At 65.3% G+C, this 15973-nt stretch carries 16 protein-coding genes; 7 read left to right on the forward strand and 9 right to left on the reverse strand.

Annotated features, from left to right (window positions below; all coding sequences use genetic code 11):
- Positions 1–55: 55 nt before the first annotated feature.
- Positions 56–1246, forward strand: coding sequence for an MFS transporter (locus G4Z14_RS04880; RefSeq protein ID WP_164623664.1), 1191 nt, complete (start codon positions 56–58; stop codon positions 1244–1246).
- On the opposite strand, the gene G4Z14_RS04885 is transcribed toward G4Z14_RS04880, so the two are convergent.
- A complete protein-coding gene (locus G4Z14_RS04885; protein WP_164623665.1) occupies positions 1216–2307 on the reverse strand; it encodes a capsular polysaccharide export protein, LipB/KpsS family in 1092 nt (363 codons plus the stop codon). The genes G4Z14_RS04880 and G4Z14_RS04885 overlap by 31 nt on opposite strands.
- 72 nt (positions 2308–2379) lie before the next feature.
- On the opposite strand from G4Z14_RS04885, the gene G4Z14_RS04890 reads away from it, so the two are divergent.
- The 3 genes from G4Z14_RS04890 (at position 2380) to G4Z14_RS04900 (ending at position 4952) form a co-directional block, all read left to right on the forward strand.
- Positions 2380–3282, forward strand: a complete 903-nt coding sequence (locus tag G4Z14_RS04890; protein ID WP_164623666.1) for a glycosyltransferase family 92 protein — start codon at positions 2380–2382, stop codon at positions 3280–3282.
- A gap of 97 nt (positions 3283–3379) precedes the next feature.
- Positions 3380–4402 (forward strand): aspartate-semialdehyde dehydrogenase, encoded by a 1023-nt coding sequence (locus G4Z14_RS04895; RefSeq protein WP_164623667.1) that lies wholly within the window; start codon positions 3380–3382, stop codon positions 4400–4402.
- 85 nt (positions 4403–4487) lie between these two features.
- Positions 4488–4952 (forward strand): hypothetical protein, encoded by a 465-nt coding sequence (locus G4Z14_RS04900; protein WP_164623521.1) that lies wholly within the window; start codon positions 4488–4490, stop codon positions 4950–4952.
- Here the strand turns inward: G4Z14_RS04900 and G4Z14_RS04905 are convergent.
- Complete coding sequence (locus tag G4Z14_RS04905) at positions 4922–6265, reverse strand: aspartate aminotransferase family protein (RefSeq protein ID WP_164623668.1); 1344 nt, start codon at positions 6263–6265, stop codon at positions 4922–4924. The two genes, G4Z14_RS04900 and G4Z14_RS04905, sit on opposite strands and share 31 nt — an antisense overlap.
- A gap of 14 nt (positions 6266–6279) precedes the next feature.
- On the reverse strand, positions 6280–6459 hold the full coding sequence (locus G4Z14_RS04910; RefSeq protein WP_164623669.1) for a hypothetical protein: 180 nt from the start codon (positions 6457–6459) through the stop codon (positions 6280–6282).
- On the opposite strand from G4Z14_RS04910, the gene G4Z14_RS04915 reads away from it, so the two are divergent.
- Both G4Z14_RS04915 and G4Z14_RS04920 read left to right on the forward strand, forming a co-directional pair.
- Positions 6458–6823, forward strand: coding sequence for a CidA/LrgA family protein (locus tag G4Z14_RS04915; RefSeq protein WP_164623670.1), 366 nt, complete (start codon positions 6458–6460; stop codon positions 6821–6823). The two genes, G4Z14_RS04910 and G4Z14_RS04915, sit on opposite strands and share 2 nt — an antisense overlap.
- Positions 6816–7532, forward strand: coding sequence for an LrgB family protein (locus tag G4Z14_RS04920; protein WP_164623671.1), 717 nt, complete (start codon positions 6816–6818; stop codon positions 7530–7532). Before G4Z14_RS04915 ends, G4Z14_RS04920 begins: the two co-directional genes overlap by 8 nt.
- Positions 7533–7559: 27 nt before the next feature.
- On the opposite strand, the gene G4Z14_RS04925 is transcribed toward G4Z14_RS04920, so the two are convergent.
- From G4Z14_RS04925 to G4Z14_RS04950, 6 genes are all read right to left on the reverse strand, one after another.
- Positions 7560–8039: an RNA pyrophosphohydrolase gene (locus tag G4Z14_RS04925; RefSeq protein ID WP_164623672.1), complete on the reverse strand. Its 480-nt coding sequence runs from the start codon at positions 8037–8039 to the stop codon at positions 7560–7562.
- A 43-nt stretch (positions 8040–8082) separates the two neighbouring features.
- A complete protein-coding gene (locus G4Z14_RS04930; RefSeq protein WP_227751543.1) occupies positions 8083–9435 on the reverse strand; it encodes a S41 family peptidase in 1353 nt (450 codons plus the stop codon).
- A gap of 4 nt (positions 9436–9439) precedes the next feature.
- The gene (locus tag G4Z14_RS04935; RefSeq protein WP_164623674.1) at positions 9440–10561 is read right to left on the reverse strand and encodes a murein hydrolase activator EnvC family protein; all 1122 of its coding nucleotides are present in this window, start codon (positions 10559–10561) and stop codon (positions 9440–9442) included.
- On the reverse strand, positions 10558–12081 hold the full coding sequence (gene gpmI / locus G4Z14_RS04940) for a 2,3-bisphosphoglycerate-independent phosphoglycerate mutase (protein WP_164623675.1): 1524 nt from the start codon (positions 12079–12081) through the stop codon (positions 10558–10560). The genes G4Z14_RS04935 and gpmI overlap by 4 nt, the downstream gene beginning before the upstream one ends.
- Positions 12082–12139: 58 nt before the next feature.
- Positions 12140–12970 carry an SDR family NAD(P)-dependent oxidoreductase gene (locus tag G4Z14_RS04945; protein WP_164623676.1) on the reverse strand — a complete coding sequence of 277 codons (831 nt, stop codon included), beginning with the start codon at positions 12968–12970 and terminating at the stop codon, positions 12140–12142.
- Positions 12971–13051: 81 nt separating this feature from the next.
- A complete protein-coding gene (locus tag G4Z14_RS04950) occupies positions 13052–13516 on the reverse strand; it encodes an SH3 domain-containing protein (protein ID WP_164623677.1) in 465 nt (154 codons plus the stop codon).
- Positions 13517–13661: 145 nt separating this feature from the next.
- Between G4Z14_RS04950 and G4Z14_RS04955 the strand changes: the two genes are divergently transcribed.
- Entirely contained in the window at positions 13662–15965 is a 2304-nt protein-coding gene (locus G4Z14_RS04955; RefSeq protein ID WP_164623678.1) for a DNA topoisomerase IV subunit A, read from the forward strand.
- The last annotated feature ends 8 nt before the right edge of the window (positions 15966–15973 follow it).

The following is a 15973-nucleotide window of genomic DNA, read 5'->3' on the forward strand; positions in this document are numbered from 1 at the left end:
CATTGACCCTGCCAGTCCCCCCTGCCAAGGTCGCCGCAACCGCGACGGAGACGCCATGCGCATCGGAATTGCCGCCCTGATCCTCGCCTATGTGCTGAGCCAGTTCTACCGCGCCTTTCTGGCGGTGCTGGCGCCAATTCTGGCGGCCGACCTGAACGCCAATGCCGAGGAACTGGCGCAGGCTTCGGGCTGGTGGTTCCTGACCTTCGCCCTGATGCAGGTGCCGGTCGGCTGGGCGCTTGACCATATCGGGCCGCGCCGCACCACGGCGCTGCTTCTGGCCATCGGGGCCGCGGGCGCGGCGGTCTTTGCCAGCGCCACTGCACCGCTGCACATCACGCTTGCCATGGTGCTGATCGGGGTCGGCTGTTCCTCGGTGCTAATGGCAAGCTATTTCATCTTCGCCCGCACCTATTCCCCGGCGGTTTTCGGCACTTTGGCCGGCATGGTGGTGGGCATCGGCAGTCTGGGCAACATCGGCGCGTCGCTGCCCTTGAGCTGGGCGGTCGAGGTCTGGGGCTGGCGCGGCACGGTCTGGGGGCTGGCGGCAATCACCCTTGCGGCCGCCCTGGTGATTTTCGCACTGGTGCGCGACCCCGCCAAGGTTGCGGGTGGCGTCAAAGGCTCGCTTCTTGATCTGCTGAGAATGCCCGCCCTTTGGCCGATCCTGCTGATGATGGCCGCCTGCTATGCACCTCCCGCGGGCATTCGGGGTCTTTGGGCCGGGCCGTGGTACGCCGATGTATTCGGCGCCGATGCCGCGCGGATCGGGCGGGTGACGCTGGTGATGGGGCTGGCGATGGTGGCCGGCAACTTCGCCTATGGTCCGCTGGATCGTATCCTCGGCAGTCGCAAATGGCTGGTCTTTGGAGGCAACGCGCTGATGCTCGTCTGCCTTGTCGGGCTTTATGCCCGGGTCGACAGTGACCAGTGGACCACGGTTGCGCTTCTGGCGGGCGTGGGCTTTTTCGGTGCGTCCTTTCCGATGGTCATGGCGCATGGCCGCGCCTTCCTGCCGCCGCATCTGACCGGGCGCGGGGTTTCGCTGATCAACCTGTTCGGCATCGGTGGCGCAGGGCTGATGCAGATCGTCACCGGGCGCATCCATAGCGCACTGACGCCGCCCGGCACCGTGGCAAATTCGGTTCCGCCCTCGGTGCCCTATGCGGCGCTGTTCCTGTTCTACGCTGCGCTGACGGTGGCGGGGCTGGCCATCTACCTTTTGTCGCGCGACCGGCGGGACTGATCGCACTTGGCAGCAAAGGCCGCGCGGTCAAAGCCGGTCTCGGAGAAGCGCGGGTAATACTGCGCCTCCAGCCAGGACATGAAGCCCTCGCGCAGACCCGCGTCAAAGGACTGCGGCGCGGCGAAAGCGGCGTTGACCTTGGCCTGAGAAGAGCAGGGTGTCACAAGACCCGGCAACGCAAAGAAGGCGCGGCCAAGGGTGATGACAGGCTTGTCGTGAAAGAAGGCCTGCAGGCCCATCGACGAATTCAACGTCACCACCCCTTGCGAGGCAGCCAGTTGCGCAAAGCTGTCGGTGGCATTGTCCAGAACCGCCCGCCCGGAGGCCAACAGGGGGGCAAGCAACGGGCGAAGGCTTTGCTTCGCGCTCGGATGCTCCTTCAGCCGAAGATGCCAGCCGGGGGGCAAGTGGGGCACGGCTGCTGTCAGGGCCCTGATGAACCCCGGATAATCCGCACTCCATCCGGCGAACAGCCGGACCTGACTGTCGTCGGGCACTTGCAGCGGGCAGAACAGAAATGGGGTGTCGGGCAAAGCTCCGCCGGTTTGTTGCACGTCGGTCCGGCGTGACGCCCGCGCGGCAAGGGACACCCCCATCGCCCGCCAGTCGGTGAGGGGTTGGGTGCGGAAAAAGTCCGGATCGCGGGGCACGCTGCCTTCGGCATTCACGCCCGCAGGGTCAAGCGTGATGCGGCCCGGCAGGGGGGCAAGCTCGGCATGCAGCACCGGCGCACCGGCATCGCGGGCGGCGTCAAGAAACACCTTGCGCCCACCTGTCAGCCCGTTCCACGCCACGGCCAGATGCTCGGGGTGGCGCGCGAAATAGCGCCGCGCCCAGTTGTATTGTCCCGTCAGCAGGGCGCGCTTCGCCCAACGCGCCAGCACGGTCCGCCCGGGTTTCTTCGCGCGTGCAAGCGCCGCGTCCACCCGCAGGCGCGTTTCAGGCCAGCCAAAGGGCGACAGGGGCACGACCCACAGCCGCCGCGCCCCGCCCTCCACCTCGGCCAGCGCGCGAAAGACAGCGGCCTTCTTGGCGTTGAACTCTTCAGGGTAAACGATCATTCTGGGCATCCCGTGGGGCTTGTCCCCTACCTAACCCGACAAACCCGCCCGCGAAAGCCGTTTGGACCGCCGATGATCCCTTCGTTCTTCCTGCGCCCGATCACGCGCTTTGCGATTGCCCCGCCGCCGGCCTCCGCGACGCGCGCCGGCGTTGCCATCGTGCTGATCGTGCGAAACGAGGCCCGCCACATCGCCGAATGGGCCAGATTTCACCAGATGGCGGGGGTGATGCAGTTCTTCGTCTATGACAACGGCTCGACGGACGGCACGATCGAGGCGCTCCGCGCCGCCCTGCCAGAGACGGCCCTTACAGTCATCCCCTGGGCGCAGCGGCGGTTCCGCACCACGCTCGGGCGCGAGATTCACAATCAGGTGCTGGCCTATGCCCATGCGCTGATGAACTTCGGCCCGGCCTGTCGCTGGATGGCCTTCATCGACGTCGACGAGTTTCTGGTGCCGGTCTCTGCCCGTTCGATCCCCGAGGCCATGCAGGGATTGGAGGGGACCGCGCATGTCTCCCTGCCGTGGCAGATGTTTGGCCGCGGCGGCCATGCCGGCCCGCCCGAGGGCGGCGTCGTGGCCAGTTATACCGCCCGCGCCCGCGATTCCTTTGAGTTGTCCCATGGCCTGAACTTCAAATGTCTGGTCGATCCGTCGCGCGTGACCGAGGTCGGCGTGCATGGATTTGCCATCGACGGGCGCGAAGAGGGCGTCAATGACGCCGGCCAGGTGGCCGCGCACAAGGACCGCGTGAAGCCGGGTTTTGCCAGCAGGGAACGGCTGCAACTGAACCACTACTACACCCGGTCGGACGCCGAATTGCAGGCCAAGATCGGGCGCGGATCGAACAAGGACGTGCAGGCCGACAAGCACATCCGCCGGGTGATGCGGATCGTTCAGGCGATCGAGGCCGATACCGTCGAAGACCGCACGGCCATCGATTTCGTGGCCCGGCTGCACAGCCCGCAACCCTGACGTCGCAGCGCGGCATTTCCCGCTTCCCCCCAAGCGATTCCTGCGCTAACAGGCCCCGTCCTTGAACGGTCTTGGACAGATATTGGAGATACCCAAGATGGGCTATAAAGTCGTCGTCGCGGGTGCCACGGGTAACGTGGGCCGCGAAATGCTGAACATCCTCGCCGAGCGCGAGTTCCCGGTTGACGAGATTGCCGCGCTGGCGTCGCGCAAATCTCTCGGCACTGAAGTCAGCTTTGGCGACAAGACTATCAAGACCAAGGATCTCGACACTTTCGATTTCACCGGCTGGGACATCGCGCTGTTTGCCGTGGGCTCCGAGGCGACCAAGGTTTATGCCCCCAAGGCCGCTGCGGCCGGTTGCGTGGTGATCGACAACTCCTCGCTCTACCGCTACGACCCGCAGATCCCGCTGGTCGTGCCGGAAGTGAACGCGGCCGCCGTCGACAATTACAAGAACAAGATGATCATCGCCAACCCCAACTGCTCGACCGCGCAGATGGTGGTGGCGCTGAAGCCGCTGCACGATCGCGCCAGGATCAAGCGGGTTATCGTGTCGACCTATCAGTCGGTCTCGGGCGCCGGCAAAGAGGGGATGGACGAGCTTTGGAACCAGACCAAGGCTGTCTACAACCCGGTTGACGACGTGCCGCCGAAGAAGTTCTCCAAGCAGATCGCCTTCAACGTCATTCCGCATATCGACGTCTTCCTTGACGATGGCTCGACCAAGGAAGAATGGAAGATGGTCGCCGAGACCAAGAAGATCCTTGATCCGGCGATCAAGGTGACGGCGACCTGCGTGCGCGTGCCGGTGTTTGTCGGCCATTCCGAGGCGATCAACATCGAATTTGAAGAACCGCTGGACTGGCAAGAGGCGCAGGACATCCTGCGCGAGGCGCCCGGCGTGATGCTGGTCGACAAGCGCGAGGCCGGCGGCTACGTCACCCCGATCGAATGCGTTGGCGAATATGCGACCTACATCAGCCGCGTGCGGCAGGATTCGACCATCGAGAACGGCCTGAACCTGTGGTGCGTGTCGGACAATCTGCGCAAGGGCGCAGCGCTGAACGCAGTGCAGATTGCCGAAGTTCTGGGTCAACGCTGCCTGAAGAAGGGCTGAGGACCTGCGACAATCCGGAAAGGCCCCGCTTCGGCGGGGCTTTTTCATTTGCGATTCGTTAATCTTGTCCTGGCAGGCTTCGGTCATGACACATCTTGCCCCCTTCCCGTGCGATCCTTTGCTGTGGCAGCGCTTCCTGTCCGCCTGTGACAGCCGCGACGAAACCCCCGGCGCCGTGTTGCGCGATCTGGTGCGGCTGGAGGTGCAGCGGATCGAGCGCCGCACCGCGAGGAGTGACGACGTCATCGACGAGCAGCTCCTCGGGCGCCTTCGGCTTCTCGTCGCAGAGGCGCTCTTTGCTTCGGGAAATTGGGGCCAGATGCAGGCCGCCTTGCGCGCCCGCGGGCTGCAATATGTCGCGGCGGGCGGTGGGCTGAACCTGATCGACCCGGAAACCGGCGAGGTCTTGTGCAAAGGATCACAGGTTGGCCCCGGCTATCAGGATCTCGTCCGCCGCTTTGGCGCGGGCTTTCCCGGCCATCCAAGACCGGGCCTTGCGGCTCTGGCCATGGCCAGCGTTCAGCCCAGACCCTCGGCGCGCAGCACCTGACGCACCGACTGCCCAGTCTTGTCGACGATCTCGGTCAACTCGTCATCCGTGCAATTGTAGGGCGGGGCCAGAATCACGATGTCGCCACTGACCCCGTCAACGTTGCCGCCAACCGGATAGCAGATCAGCCCGTTCTCCATCGCCTGCGCGCGGATCTTCATGAACAGCTTGCGGTCCTTGTTGAACGGCTGTTTGGAAACCCGATCCGCCACCAGCTCCAGCGCGATGAAATGGCCGCGGCCGCGAATGTCGCCAATGGCCTCGACCCCGGCGAAAGCTTCGGCAAGCCAACTCTTCAGCCGCGGGCCGTTGGCGGCGACCTTTTCCACCAGCCCCTCGCGGGCGACGATCTTCTGCACTGCCACCCCGGCGGCACAGGCGGCAGTATGACCGGTGAAAGTATGGCCAGTGCCAAAGGCTCCATCGGCGACGCGGATTGCCTGCCAGACACCAGTGGTGCAGATCGCCGCGCCCAAGGGTTGATAGCCGGCGGCCAGCCCCTTGGCCACCGACATGATGTCCGGTTCCACCCCGTCATGCGCCAAGGCCCGCCAAGTGCCACAGCGCCCGGCGCCGGACATCACCTCGTCGGAAATCATCAGGACGCCGTAGCGGCTGCAAATCTCGCGCACTGCCTTGGCATAGCCTTCCGGCGCCGGCACGCATCCCCCCGCCGCCCCGACCACGGGCTCAAAGACAAAGCCCGCCACGGTTTCCGGCCCTTCGCGCAGGATCGCCGCCTCAAGCTCCGCCGCGCAGGCGGCCCCGACGGTGTCCGCCGTGGCCCCGGCAATCGGACGGTAGGCATTGGCCGGCGAGATCTTCACCGAAGGGATGAAAGCGCCCTCATAGGCCGCCGTCCGCTCGGCAAAGCCGGAAAGCCCCAGCGCGCCAAGGGTGTTGCCGTGCCACGACCGCTGCCGCGAGATGAACTTGCGGCGCGACTTCTGGCCGATGGCGGTCTGGTATTGCAGCGCGATCTTCAGGCAACTCTCCACCGCTTCCGAGCCGCCGGTGACAAAGACCATCTCGCGCAGCGTGCCACCGCAGCGGGCGCGGATGATCTCGGTCAGTTCCTCGAGCGCATCGGTGCTGAAATTGTAGCGGTAGCCATGGGCGATCTGCGCAAGCTGGTCGCAGATGGCGCGGTTCACCTCGGCATTGGCATGGCCGAGGCAGTAAACCGCCGGACCGCCGGAGCCGTCGATATATTGTTTGCCGGCCGCATCCCACAGATAGCTGCCCCGCGCGCGCACCACCTTGGGCAAGGCATTGGTGTCTTTCAGGGACGTGGCTTCGAGTTGGGACGACATCGGCGGCTCCTTGACTATCCGGTCAGATTGTCAGGGAGCGGTGGCGGCTTCAAGGGCTGCGGCGGGGGAAAGTCTTCAGCCGACTCATGCGGGTGTTGCGAAAAGACCTTCTTGCGGTCCACAACCTGCGCGGCCTTCCCTTTTGCGCCGCGGTGGGCGTAGGCTTGCGGCACCAGCAAAAGGTTGCTTGCCATGATCTATGCTCTCCTGATCCTCCTGGCCTGCCAGCTTGCCGGCGAGGCGGCGGCGCGCGGGCTGAACCTGCCGTTTCCCGGCCCGGTTCTGGGCATGGTGTTGCTGGTCGCGGCCCTGACGGCGCTGCCGAAGCTGGCCGATCTCTTGCGCCCGGTAACGTCCGGCATTCTTGGCCACATGTCGCTCCTGTTCGTGCCGGCTGGGGTGGGTGTGGTTGGCCATTTCGCGGCTTTGGGCGGGCAGGGGCTTGGGCTGATGCTGGCGCTGGTCCTGTCCACGGTTGCGGCGATTTCGGTGGGGGCGCTGACCTTTGTCACGGTGGCGCGGCTCACCGGGGCGGCGGAAGGGGCGCAGGATGACTGACTTCGCCGAAATCTGGAGCTATCTGTCGCGCGGGCCGCTCTTGTGGCTGACGGCGACGCTTGCGGCCTATGCGCTGGGCGATGCCTGCTTTCGGGCCGCCAATCGGGCTCCGATCGTCAATCCGGTGCTGATCGCCGTTGCCTGTCTTGCCGCGCTTCTGCACCTGACCGCGACGCCCTATGCCACCTATTTCGAAGGCGCGCAGTTCGTACATTTCCTGCTTGGGCCGGCCACCATTTCGCTGGCCCTGCCGCTGTGGGAAAACCTGCACCGCGTGCGGCGCGCGGCCTTGCCGCTGGGGGCGGCCCTGCTCGCCGGGTCGTTTACCGCGGTGGTCTCGGCACTGGCGGTCGCGCGAGCGATGGGGGTTGACAGAGCGGTGCTTGCCTCTCTTGCGCCGAAATCGGCCACCGCCCCGGTTGCCATCGGTATTTCGCAAAGCCTTGGCGGCTCGCCCACGCTGACGGCGGTTCTGGTGATCCTGACCGGGATCATCGGGGCGGTTGTCGCCACGCCCTTGCTGAACCTGTTGGGCCTGAAGGACTGGCGGGCGCGGGGCTTTGCGGTCGGGGTGGCGGCGCATGGCATCGGCACGGCGCGGGCTTTTCAGGTCAACCCAACGGCCGGGGCTTTTGCCGGACTGGGCATGGGGCTGAATGCGATCCTGACCGCCGTTCTGGCCCCGATTGTTCTGGCGTGGTTCTTGTAAGGGGAGAGTCGGGCTGAAGCCCGGCCCTTACGCCAGATAGGCCCGGAAACTACGCACCACTTCCTCGTAGACTGCGCGTTTGAAGGGCACGATGGCTTCGATCATCTCATCGGCCCCGATCCAGCGCCACTTGCTGAATTCGGGGTGGTCGGTGTCAATCTTCACCTGATCGTCGCGGCCAAGATAGCGGTACAGGAACCATTTCTGCTTTTGCCCGCGATATTTTCCGCCCCAGACCTGGCCCAGCAGGTCGGGCGGCAGGTCATAGGTCACCCAGCCATGGGTCTTGCCGATGAACTCCACCAGATCGGCAGTGACGCCGGTCTCCTCCCGCAGTTCGCGCAGCGCCGCGGCGCGCGGCTTTTCGCCCTCGTCAATGCCGCCCTGCGGCATCTGCCAGGCGGGAACCGGATTATCCAGCCGCTGGCCGCCAAAGATCAGCCCATCGGCGTTGATGAGCATGACACCCACGCAGGGGCGATAGGGCAGGGTTTCGGGGTCGATCATGTCGGATCGGGCCGCCCGCCAACCGGGGCGGCCCCCTTTCACATCAGGGTTTCGGAGCCACAGCCGCGAGGCCGCGCAGGATGTCCACCGCATAGGCCAGCTGGTAATCCTCATCGCGCAGCTTTGCGGCCTCTTCGGTGCGGGCGCGCTCTTCCTCCAGTTGCTTGCGTTCGTCCTCGGTCATCGAATCATTGCTGATCGCGCCGCGCAGATCGGCTTCGGACCGCTCGTTGCGGGCCTCTTCCTCTTCGCGGGCCTTCTTTTCTTCCTCGGTCTCCAGCTCCACAAGCGGTTGGTTCACCACGATGTCGGGCATCACGCCCAACGCCTGGATCGAGCGGCCCGACGGCGTGTAATAGCGCGCCGTGGTCAGGCGCATCGCCCCGTCGCCCTTCAGCGGGATCAGCGTCTGGACCGAGCCTTTGCCAAAGCTCTTGGTGCCGACAACGATGGCGCGGCGGTGGTCCTGCAAGGCACCCGTCACGATTTCCGAAGCCGATGCGGACCCGCCGTTGATCAGCACGACAATCGGCTTGCCCTGCGCCAGATCGCCGGCTTCGGCGTTGAAGCGCTCACCCTCTTCGGGGTTGCGGCCGCGGGTCGAGACGATCTCGCCTTTTTCCAGGAAGGCATCCGACACCAGGATCGCCTGGTTCAAGAGCCCGCCGGGGTTGTTGCGCAGGTCGATGACGAAGCCGCTGACATTGTCCATGCCGCCGGCCTCGTCGACCATCTTCTTGATGCCGTCCTCGACGCCGGGATAGGTCTGGTCGTTGAAGGTGGAGATCCGCAGCACCACCGTATTGCCCACCAGCCGCGGCTTCACGGCCACCATCTTGATGGTGTCACGGATGATCGAAACATCGAACGGCTCGTCCGTTCCTTCGCGCACCACCGTAATGATGATTTCCGACCCGACCGGGCCGCGCATCTTGTCCACCGCCTCGTCCAGCGTCAGGCCCAGCACCGACTCGGCGTTGACATGGGTGATGAAGTCGCCGGCCTTGATGCCTGCCAGATCCGCAGGGGTGCCGTCCATCGGCGCCACGACCTTGACGAAGCCGTCTTCCTGCGTGACCTCGATGCCCAGCCCGCCGAACTCGCCGCGGGTCTGTTCCTGCATGTCGTCGAAATCCTTCGCCGACAGATAGCTGGAATGCGGGTCAAGCGAGGTCAGCATGCCGTTGATCGCCGCTTCGATCAGCTTTTCCGTGTCCACTTCCTCGACATATTGCGCGCGGATGCGTTCGAAGATGTCGCCGAAGAGATCGAGTTGTTCATAAACCGAGGTGGTCTTTTCCGCCTCTTGGGCGAGCAGCGGGCCAGCCACCTGTGTGGTCAGAATCACTCCCGCCAGCGCGCCGCCAAGGGCCGCCAATGCGAATTTCTTCTTCAACGTCTCAATCCCCTGCTTTGGCCAGACCGGCGAACCATTCCATCGGGTCCACCGCATCGGCACCTTGCCTCAATTCCAAGTAAAGCGTTTCCGTGCCCGATACGCCACTGCCATCTGTTGCAGGCACCAGAAACTCGTCGCCCGCCGCTTTTGTCCCGCCCATCAAGCCCAGAGCTGCCCCGCGGGCAACCACTTCGCCAACCGAGCCATACACCTGATCAAGCCCCGCGAGTACAAGAAGATAGCCGCCTCCGGGCTCGAGGATCATCACGTTTCCGTAGTCCAGCAACGGGCCGGCGTAGCGGATCGTCGCCGGCCATGGGCTGATGACCAGGGCACCGGGCCGCGTGGCCAGCGTCAGGCCGGGCCGGGTGACGCCGCGGGCGTCGGTCTCGTTGGGGGCAAGCAGGACGGTGCCAAGCACGGGAAGCGCAAGCTTGCCCTTCGCCTCGGCAAAACTGGTTGCGCCGGTATCGTCCAGCGCAAGGCCGGCGGCAAAGGCCTCCAGCGTGTCGGCGCTTTCCAGCAAGCCCTTCAGCACCTCGGGATCTTCGGTGAAGCGGCGCGGCAGGTCGGTGCGATCGGACATCGCCTGCGACAGCGCCGAACGCGCCTCTTGCGCGGTGGTGAGGCCCCTGGTCAGCGTCTCGCCCGCCGCCAGCTGCAAGGCGCGCAGGTCGCGCAGTTCCGTCAGATCCGCGCGCAGGGTTTCTGCCTCGGCCTGCAGAGCCGGCGTGACGTCGGCCAGCATCATGCCCGAGCGCACCGTGCCAAGCGGGCCAGTCGGGTGCATGAGCAGAAGCGGGCCGGGCTCGGCCTCGATGGTGGACAGAACGCCCAGAAGCTGCGCGATGCGGTCGCGTTTGGTCTGGAATTGCAGGGCCAGCGCCTCTTGGCGCAGTTCGGCTTGCCGCAAGGCCTCGCGCAGCGCACCCAGCCCTTCCTCATAGGCGCGAATGGTGCTGGTCAGCGCGGCGACCCGGTCCTTGGCTCCCTGTGCCTCGTCCAGCGCCTGCACCGAGGCTTGCAGGGCGGCGCTGGCGCTGGCCGCATCCTCGGCCACGCCGGCGCTGGCCGCTTCGGCGGTCAGGGCAAGGCACAGGCCAAGGGCGGCGGCGCGGATCATGCGATCAGGCTTTCCCCTGTCATTTCCGGTGGTTGGGGCAGGCCCATCAGCTGCAGGACCGTCGGTGCAAGGTCGGCCAGCCGCCCCCCCTCGCGCAGTCGCGCACCGGGCGGGCCGCCGACAAGGATCACCGGAACCGGGTTCACCGTATGTGCGGTGTGCGGACCGCCGGTCACCGGATCAACCATCATCTCGCAATTGCCGTGGTCTGCGGTGACGATCATCGCCCCGCCCTTGGCCTCAAGCGCCTTGAGCGCCCGGCCAAGGCCCTGATCCACCGCCTCGCAGGCCTTGATGGCGGCGGGCAGGCTGCCGGTGTGGCCCACCATGTCGGGGTTGGCAAAGTTGACCACGATCAGGTCAAAGCCGCGCTGGATGGCGCTGACGAGATGGTCGGCCACTTCGCCCGCGCTCATTTCGGGTTGCAGGTCATAGGTGGCGACTTTGGGCGAGGCTGGCATGGCACGTTCTTCGCCGTCAAAAGGCACTTCGCGCCCACCGTTCAGGAAGAAGGTGACATGCGGGTATTTCTCGGTCTCGGCCAGCCGGAACTGGGTCAGTCCCTGCTTGGCCACCCATTCGCCAAGGCAATTCACGATCACCCGCTTGGGAAAGGCGGTGGCCATATAGGCATTGTGGCCGGTGGAATATTCCACCATGCCGAGCATCGCCGACCATGCCGGGCGCTTGCCGGTGGCGAACCCGCCAAACTCCGGCTGACCCAGCGCCGCCAGAATTTCCCGCGCCCGGTCGGCGCGGAAGTTCAGGCAGAACACCCCGTCGCCATCCTTGGCCCCGGCATAGCCGCCGATCACGGTCGGGGCGAGGAATTCATCGGTTTCCTCCTTGGCATAGGACAGCTTTACAGCTTCCGACGCCGTCGCGGCATGGGTTTCCGAACGGGCATTCACCATCGCCTCATAGGCGCGCGAAACCCGCTCCCAGCGGTTGTCGCGATCCATCGCCCAATAGCGGCCGATCACGGTCGCCACCCGCGCTCCGGCGGGCAGAGCGGCCTCCAGATCGGCGACATGGGTGACGGCCGAGGATGGCGCCACGTCGCGCCCGTCGGTAATGGCGTGCAACGCCACCGGCAGGCCAAGCGCGGTCAAGGCACGGCAGGCGGCGATGACATGGCTGATATGGCCATGCACCCCGCCATCGGACACCACGCCCATCAGATGCGCCGTTCCGCCCGCCGCCTTGACCTTTGCGGCAAAGGCCAGCAGCGCCTCGTTCCGGGCGAAAGAGCCGTCCTCGACCGCCAGATCAATCGCGCCAAGGTCCATCGCCACCACCCGACCCGCACCGATGTTGGTATGGCCAACCTCGGAATTGCCCATCTGCCCGGTGGGCAGGCCGACATCGGGGCCGAAGGTGGTCAGCGTGGCATGCGGGCAGGTTGCCCAGAGCCGGTTGAAGTTCGGCACCTTCGCCTGCGCGGGGGCCGATGTCGCCGGATCGGGGCCAATGCCCCAGCCGTCGAGAATGCACAGAACAACCGGGTTACGCGCGATCATCTGCCGGACCTTTCCTTGCTTGCCCCGCTTCTAGCGCTCCACGGGCCAAGGGGCAATGTCAGCCGCGTGCAAGCACCCAGTCCAGCGCCCGTGTGGGCAGCAAGCGGCGCGCCAGGCCGGCGATATGGGTGGGGACCGTGACGTAATAGCGCGCGCGCGGGCGGCGGGTTTCAAGCGCATGGATCAGCTTCCGCGTCACCGCCGCGGGCGGCAGCTCAAAGCTGTCGGGCTTGGTCTTCACGCCGTAAAGCCGTCCTCGCAACGAACTGTATTCCTCGCGCCGGGCCGAGTTTTCCCAGTCGACCCACTTTTCGAAATGCGGAATTGCCTTGGCGCGGATCTCGGTGCCGATCGGGCCGGGTTCGATCAGGATCACCTCGATGCCGGTGCCGGCCATCTCGAAGCGCAGGACATCGGTCAGGCCCTCCATCGCGAATTTGGTCGCAACATAGGCGCCGCGCCATTTTGCGCCGACAAGGCCCAGCACCGAGGAGCAGTTGACGATGCGGCCATGGCCCTGCGCCCGCATGGCAGGGATCAGACGGCGCGTCAGGTCGTGATAGCCGAAAAGGTTGGTCTCGAAGATCTCGCGCAGCGCACCGCGCGGCAGGTCTTCCACAGCGCCGGGACAAGCGAAGGCGCCGTTGTTGTAAAGCGCGTCCAGAGTGCCGCCAGTGCGCGCCAGGGTTTCGGCGACGGCGGTCGTGATGCTGGCCTCATCGGCATAATCCAGCACGAAGCTTTCCAGCCCCTCGCCCCGCAGCCGGGCGCAATCGCCCTCCTGGCGGCAGGTGGCAAAGACCCGCCAGCCGCGCTTGTGCAGCGCATGGGCGGCGTCATAGCCGATGCCAGACGAACAGCCGGTGATCAGAATGGAACGCTGCATCATGCCTCCGTGACTACGGGGCAGGGTCTAGGCGCTAACGGTGCCGGTGGGAAGGCGCGGAATGCAAAGGACATGTATGGTGGGTTACTCGGTCAACAGGCGCGCAGCGACATAGCCTTGCAGCCCGTCGCCTTCGATGCGGATCAGCGACCAGCCATCCGGGCTGTCGGCGGGAACCAGCACCAGAACCGCTTCGCCGCGGGGCAGGCGGTCAATCACGGCGTGATCCTTGCCCGGACCTTCGCGGACATTCACGCTGGCGGCGTTGACATAGAAGATCTGGCCCTCCGGCGGGGTTTGCGGGGCACTTTCGGGGGTTGCCGGAAGGGCCGCTGCAGGACCGGACATCAGCGGTTTTTCAGGGGCAAAGGAGGTTTCCCTGACCTGCGGTTCAGCGGCTTGACTCGGGGCCGCCGTGATGGCCGCTTCTGCGGCAAGGCGTTCGGTGCTGGCCTGCATCAGGCCAAAGCGCAGCTGCCCGCGATCCTGACCGCCGATCAAGAAGGCTGCGTAAATCGCTGCGCAAAGCAATGCGGTCAACCGAAACATATCCGCCCCATTCACTCTAATACCCAAGAATCTATCACGATTCGTCCCGGCCTTGAGTGGAAAGAATCCGCAATCTTCCCCCTTCGCAGCGACCCGACTTTTTTTCCGACTGGACCGCCGCGCTGGTCTTGCATACACAACATGCATGTCCACGCCTGATGATGACGACAATATCCAGCCGATGACGGTGTCGGAGCCGCTCAGCCGCGCCATTGGCGAGCGGTATCTGACCTATGCGCTGTCGACCATCATGCACCGCGCCTTGCCGGACGCCCGCGACGGGCTGAAACCGGTGCATCGCCGCATCCTTTATGCCATGCGCGAACTGCGGCTGACCGCCACCTCGGCCTTCCGCAAATCGGCCAAGATTTCGGGCGATGTGATGGGCAACTATCACCCCCACGGCGATGCCGCGATCTATGATGCGATGGCGCGTCTGGCGCAGGATTTCAACGTGCGCTACCCGCTGGTCGACGGGCAGGGCAACTTCGGCAACATCGACGGCGACAATCCGGCGGCCTCGCGCTATACCGAGGCCCGCCTGACTGCGATTGCCGAAACGCTGATGGAAGGTCTGGCAGAAAACGCCGTCGACTTCCGCCCGAATTACGATGGCACGCTGGAAGAGCCGGTGGTGATGCCGGCGGCCTTCCCGAACCTTCTGGCCAATGGATCAAGCGGCATTGCGGTCGGCATGGCGACGAACATCCCGCCGCATAATCTTGATGAGCTGATCCAGGGCTGCCATGCGCTGCTGAAAGACCCCGAAACCAGCGACGAGGCGCTTGTAGGCCTGATTCCGGGGCCGGATTTCCCGACCGGCGGCGTCATCATCGAAAGCCGCGAGGCCATTCTGGACGCCTACCGCAGCGGACGCGGGTCGTTCCGCACCCGGGCGAAATGGCAGGTGGAGGATCTGGGCCGCGGAACCTGGCAGATCATTGTCACCGAGATTCCCTATCAGGTGCAGAAGTCGAAGCTGATCGAGAAGCTGGCCGAACTGGTGAACCTGAAAAAGGTGCCGCTTCTGGCCGACGTGCGCGATGAATCCGCCGACGACATTCGCATCGTGCTGGAGCCGCGTTCGCGCACCGTCGATCCCGAAGTGCTGATGGCGGCGTTGTTCCGTACGTCCGATCTGGAAAGCCGGTTCAGCCTGAACATGAACGTGCTGATCGACGGCAAGGTGCCGAAGGTCTGCTCGCTCAAGGAAGTCTTGCGGGCCTTCCTTGACCACCGGCGCGAGGTGCTGCGCCGCCGGTCGGAACACCGGGTCGAGAAGATCGACGCGCGGCTGGAGGTGCTGGAAGGCTTCATCATCACCTTCCTGAACCTTGACCGGGTGATCGACATCATCCGCTATGACGCCGATCCCAAGCGCGCCCTGATGGCCGAAGACTGGGGCAAGACCCATGCTCGCGCCAGTTCGGAAAAGGACTATGTCTCGCCCAAGCCGGGCGAGGGCGAACTTTCCGAAGTGCAGGCCGAGGCCATTCTCAACATGCGCCTGCGCAGCTTGCGCCGGCTTGAGGAGATGGAGCTGATCGCCGAGCGTGACGCCTTGATGAAGGAACGCGCCGATCTGGCCGACCTTCTGGAAAGCGACCGGCGGCAGTGGAAGCAGATCGGGGTGGAGCTGGAAGCCATCCGCAAGCAGTTCGGCAAGGACACCGTTCTGGGTGCCCGCCGCACCAGCTTTGCCGATGCCGGCGAGGTCGAGGAAGTCAGCTACGAGGCAATGATCGAGCGCGAGCCGATCACCGTGATCTGTTCGCAGATGGGCTGGATCCGCGCCATGAAGGGCCATGTCGATCTGGCCGCCGAGCAGAAGTTCAAGGACGGTGACGGGCCGCGCTTTGCCTTCCATGCCGAGACGACCGACAAGATCATCCTCATCGCCGCCAATGGCCGGTTCTTCACGCTTCTCGGCGCCAACCTGCCCGGCGGGCGCGGCATGGGCGAGCCGGTGCGGCTGATGGTCGATCTGGCCAACGATACCGAGATCGTCGATCTGGTGATCCACCGGGCCGGAGAGAAATGGCTGATCGCCTCCAGCGCCGGCGACGGGTTCATCCTGCCGTCCGACGAGGTGGTGGCGCAGACCAAAGCCGGCAAGCAGGTGCAGACGCTGGGGGCCGGCGTCAAGACCGTGCTTTGCCGCCGCGCCGCAGGCGATGCCGTAGCAGTGGTCGGCGACAACCGCAAGATGCTGGTCTTCCCGCTGGCCGACTTGCCGGAAATGGCCAAGGGCAAGGGCGTGCGGCTGCAGAAATACAAGGATGGCGGGCTGAGCGATGCCACCACCTTCACGCTGGCTTCCGGCCTGTCGTGGAAGGACCCGGCGGGCCGCACCCGGACAGAAACCGACTTGTCGGAATGGCAAGCGGCGCGGGCCACCGCCGGCCGCATGGCGCCTCGCGGCTTCCCGCGCGACAACCGGTTCACCTGAGACGCTCG

The sequence above is a fragment of the Tabrizicola oligotrophica genome, from assembly GCF_011008935.1.
GTDB lineage: Bacteria > Pseudomonadota > Alphaproteobacteria > Rhodobacterales > Rhodobacteraceae > Tabrizicola_A > Tabrizicola_A oligotrophica.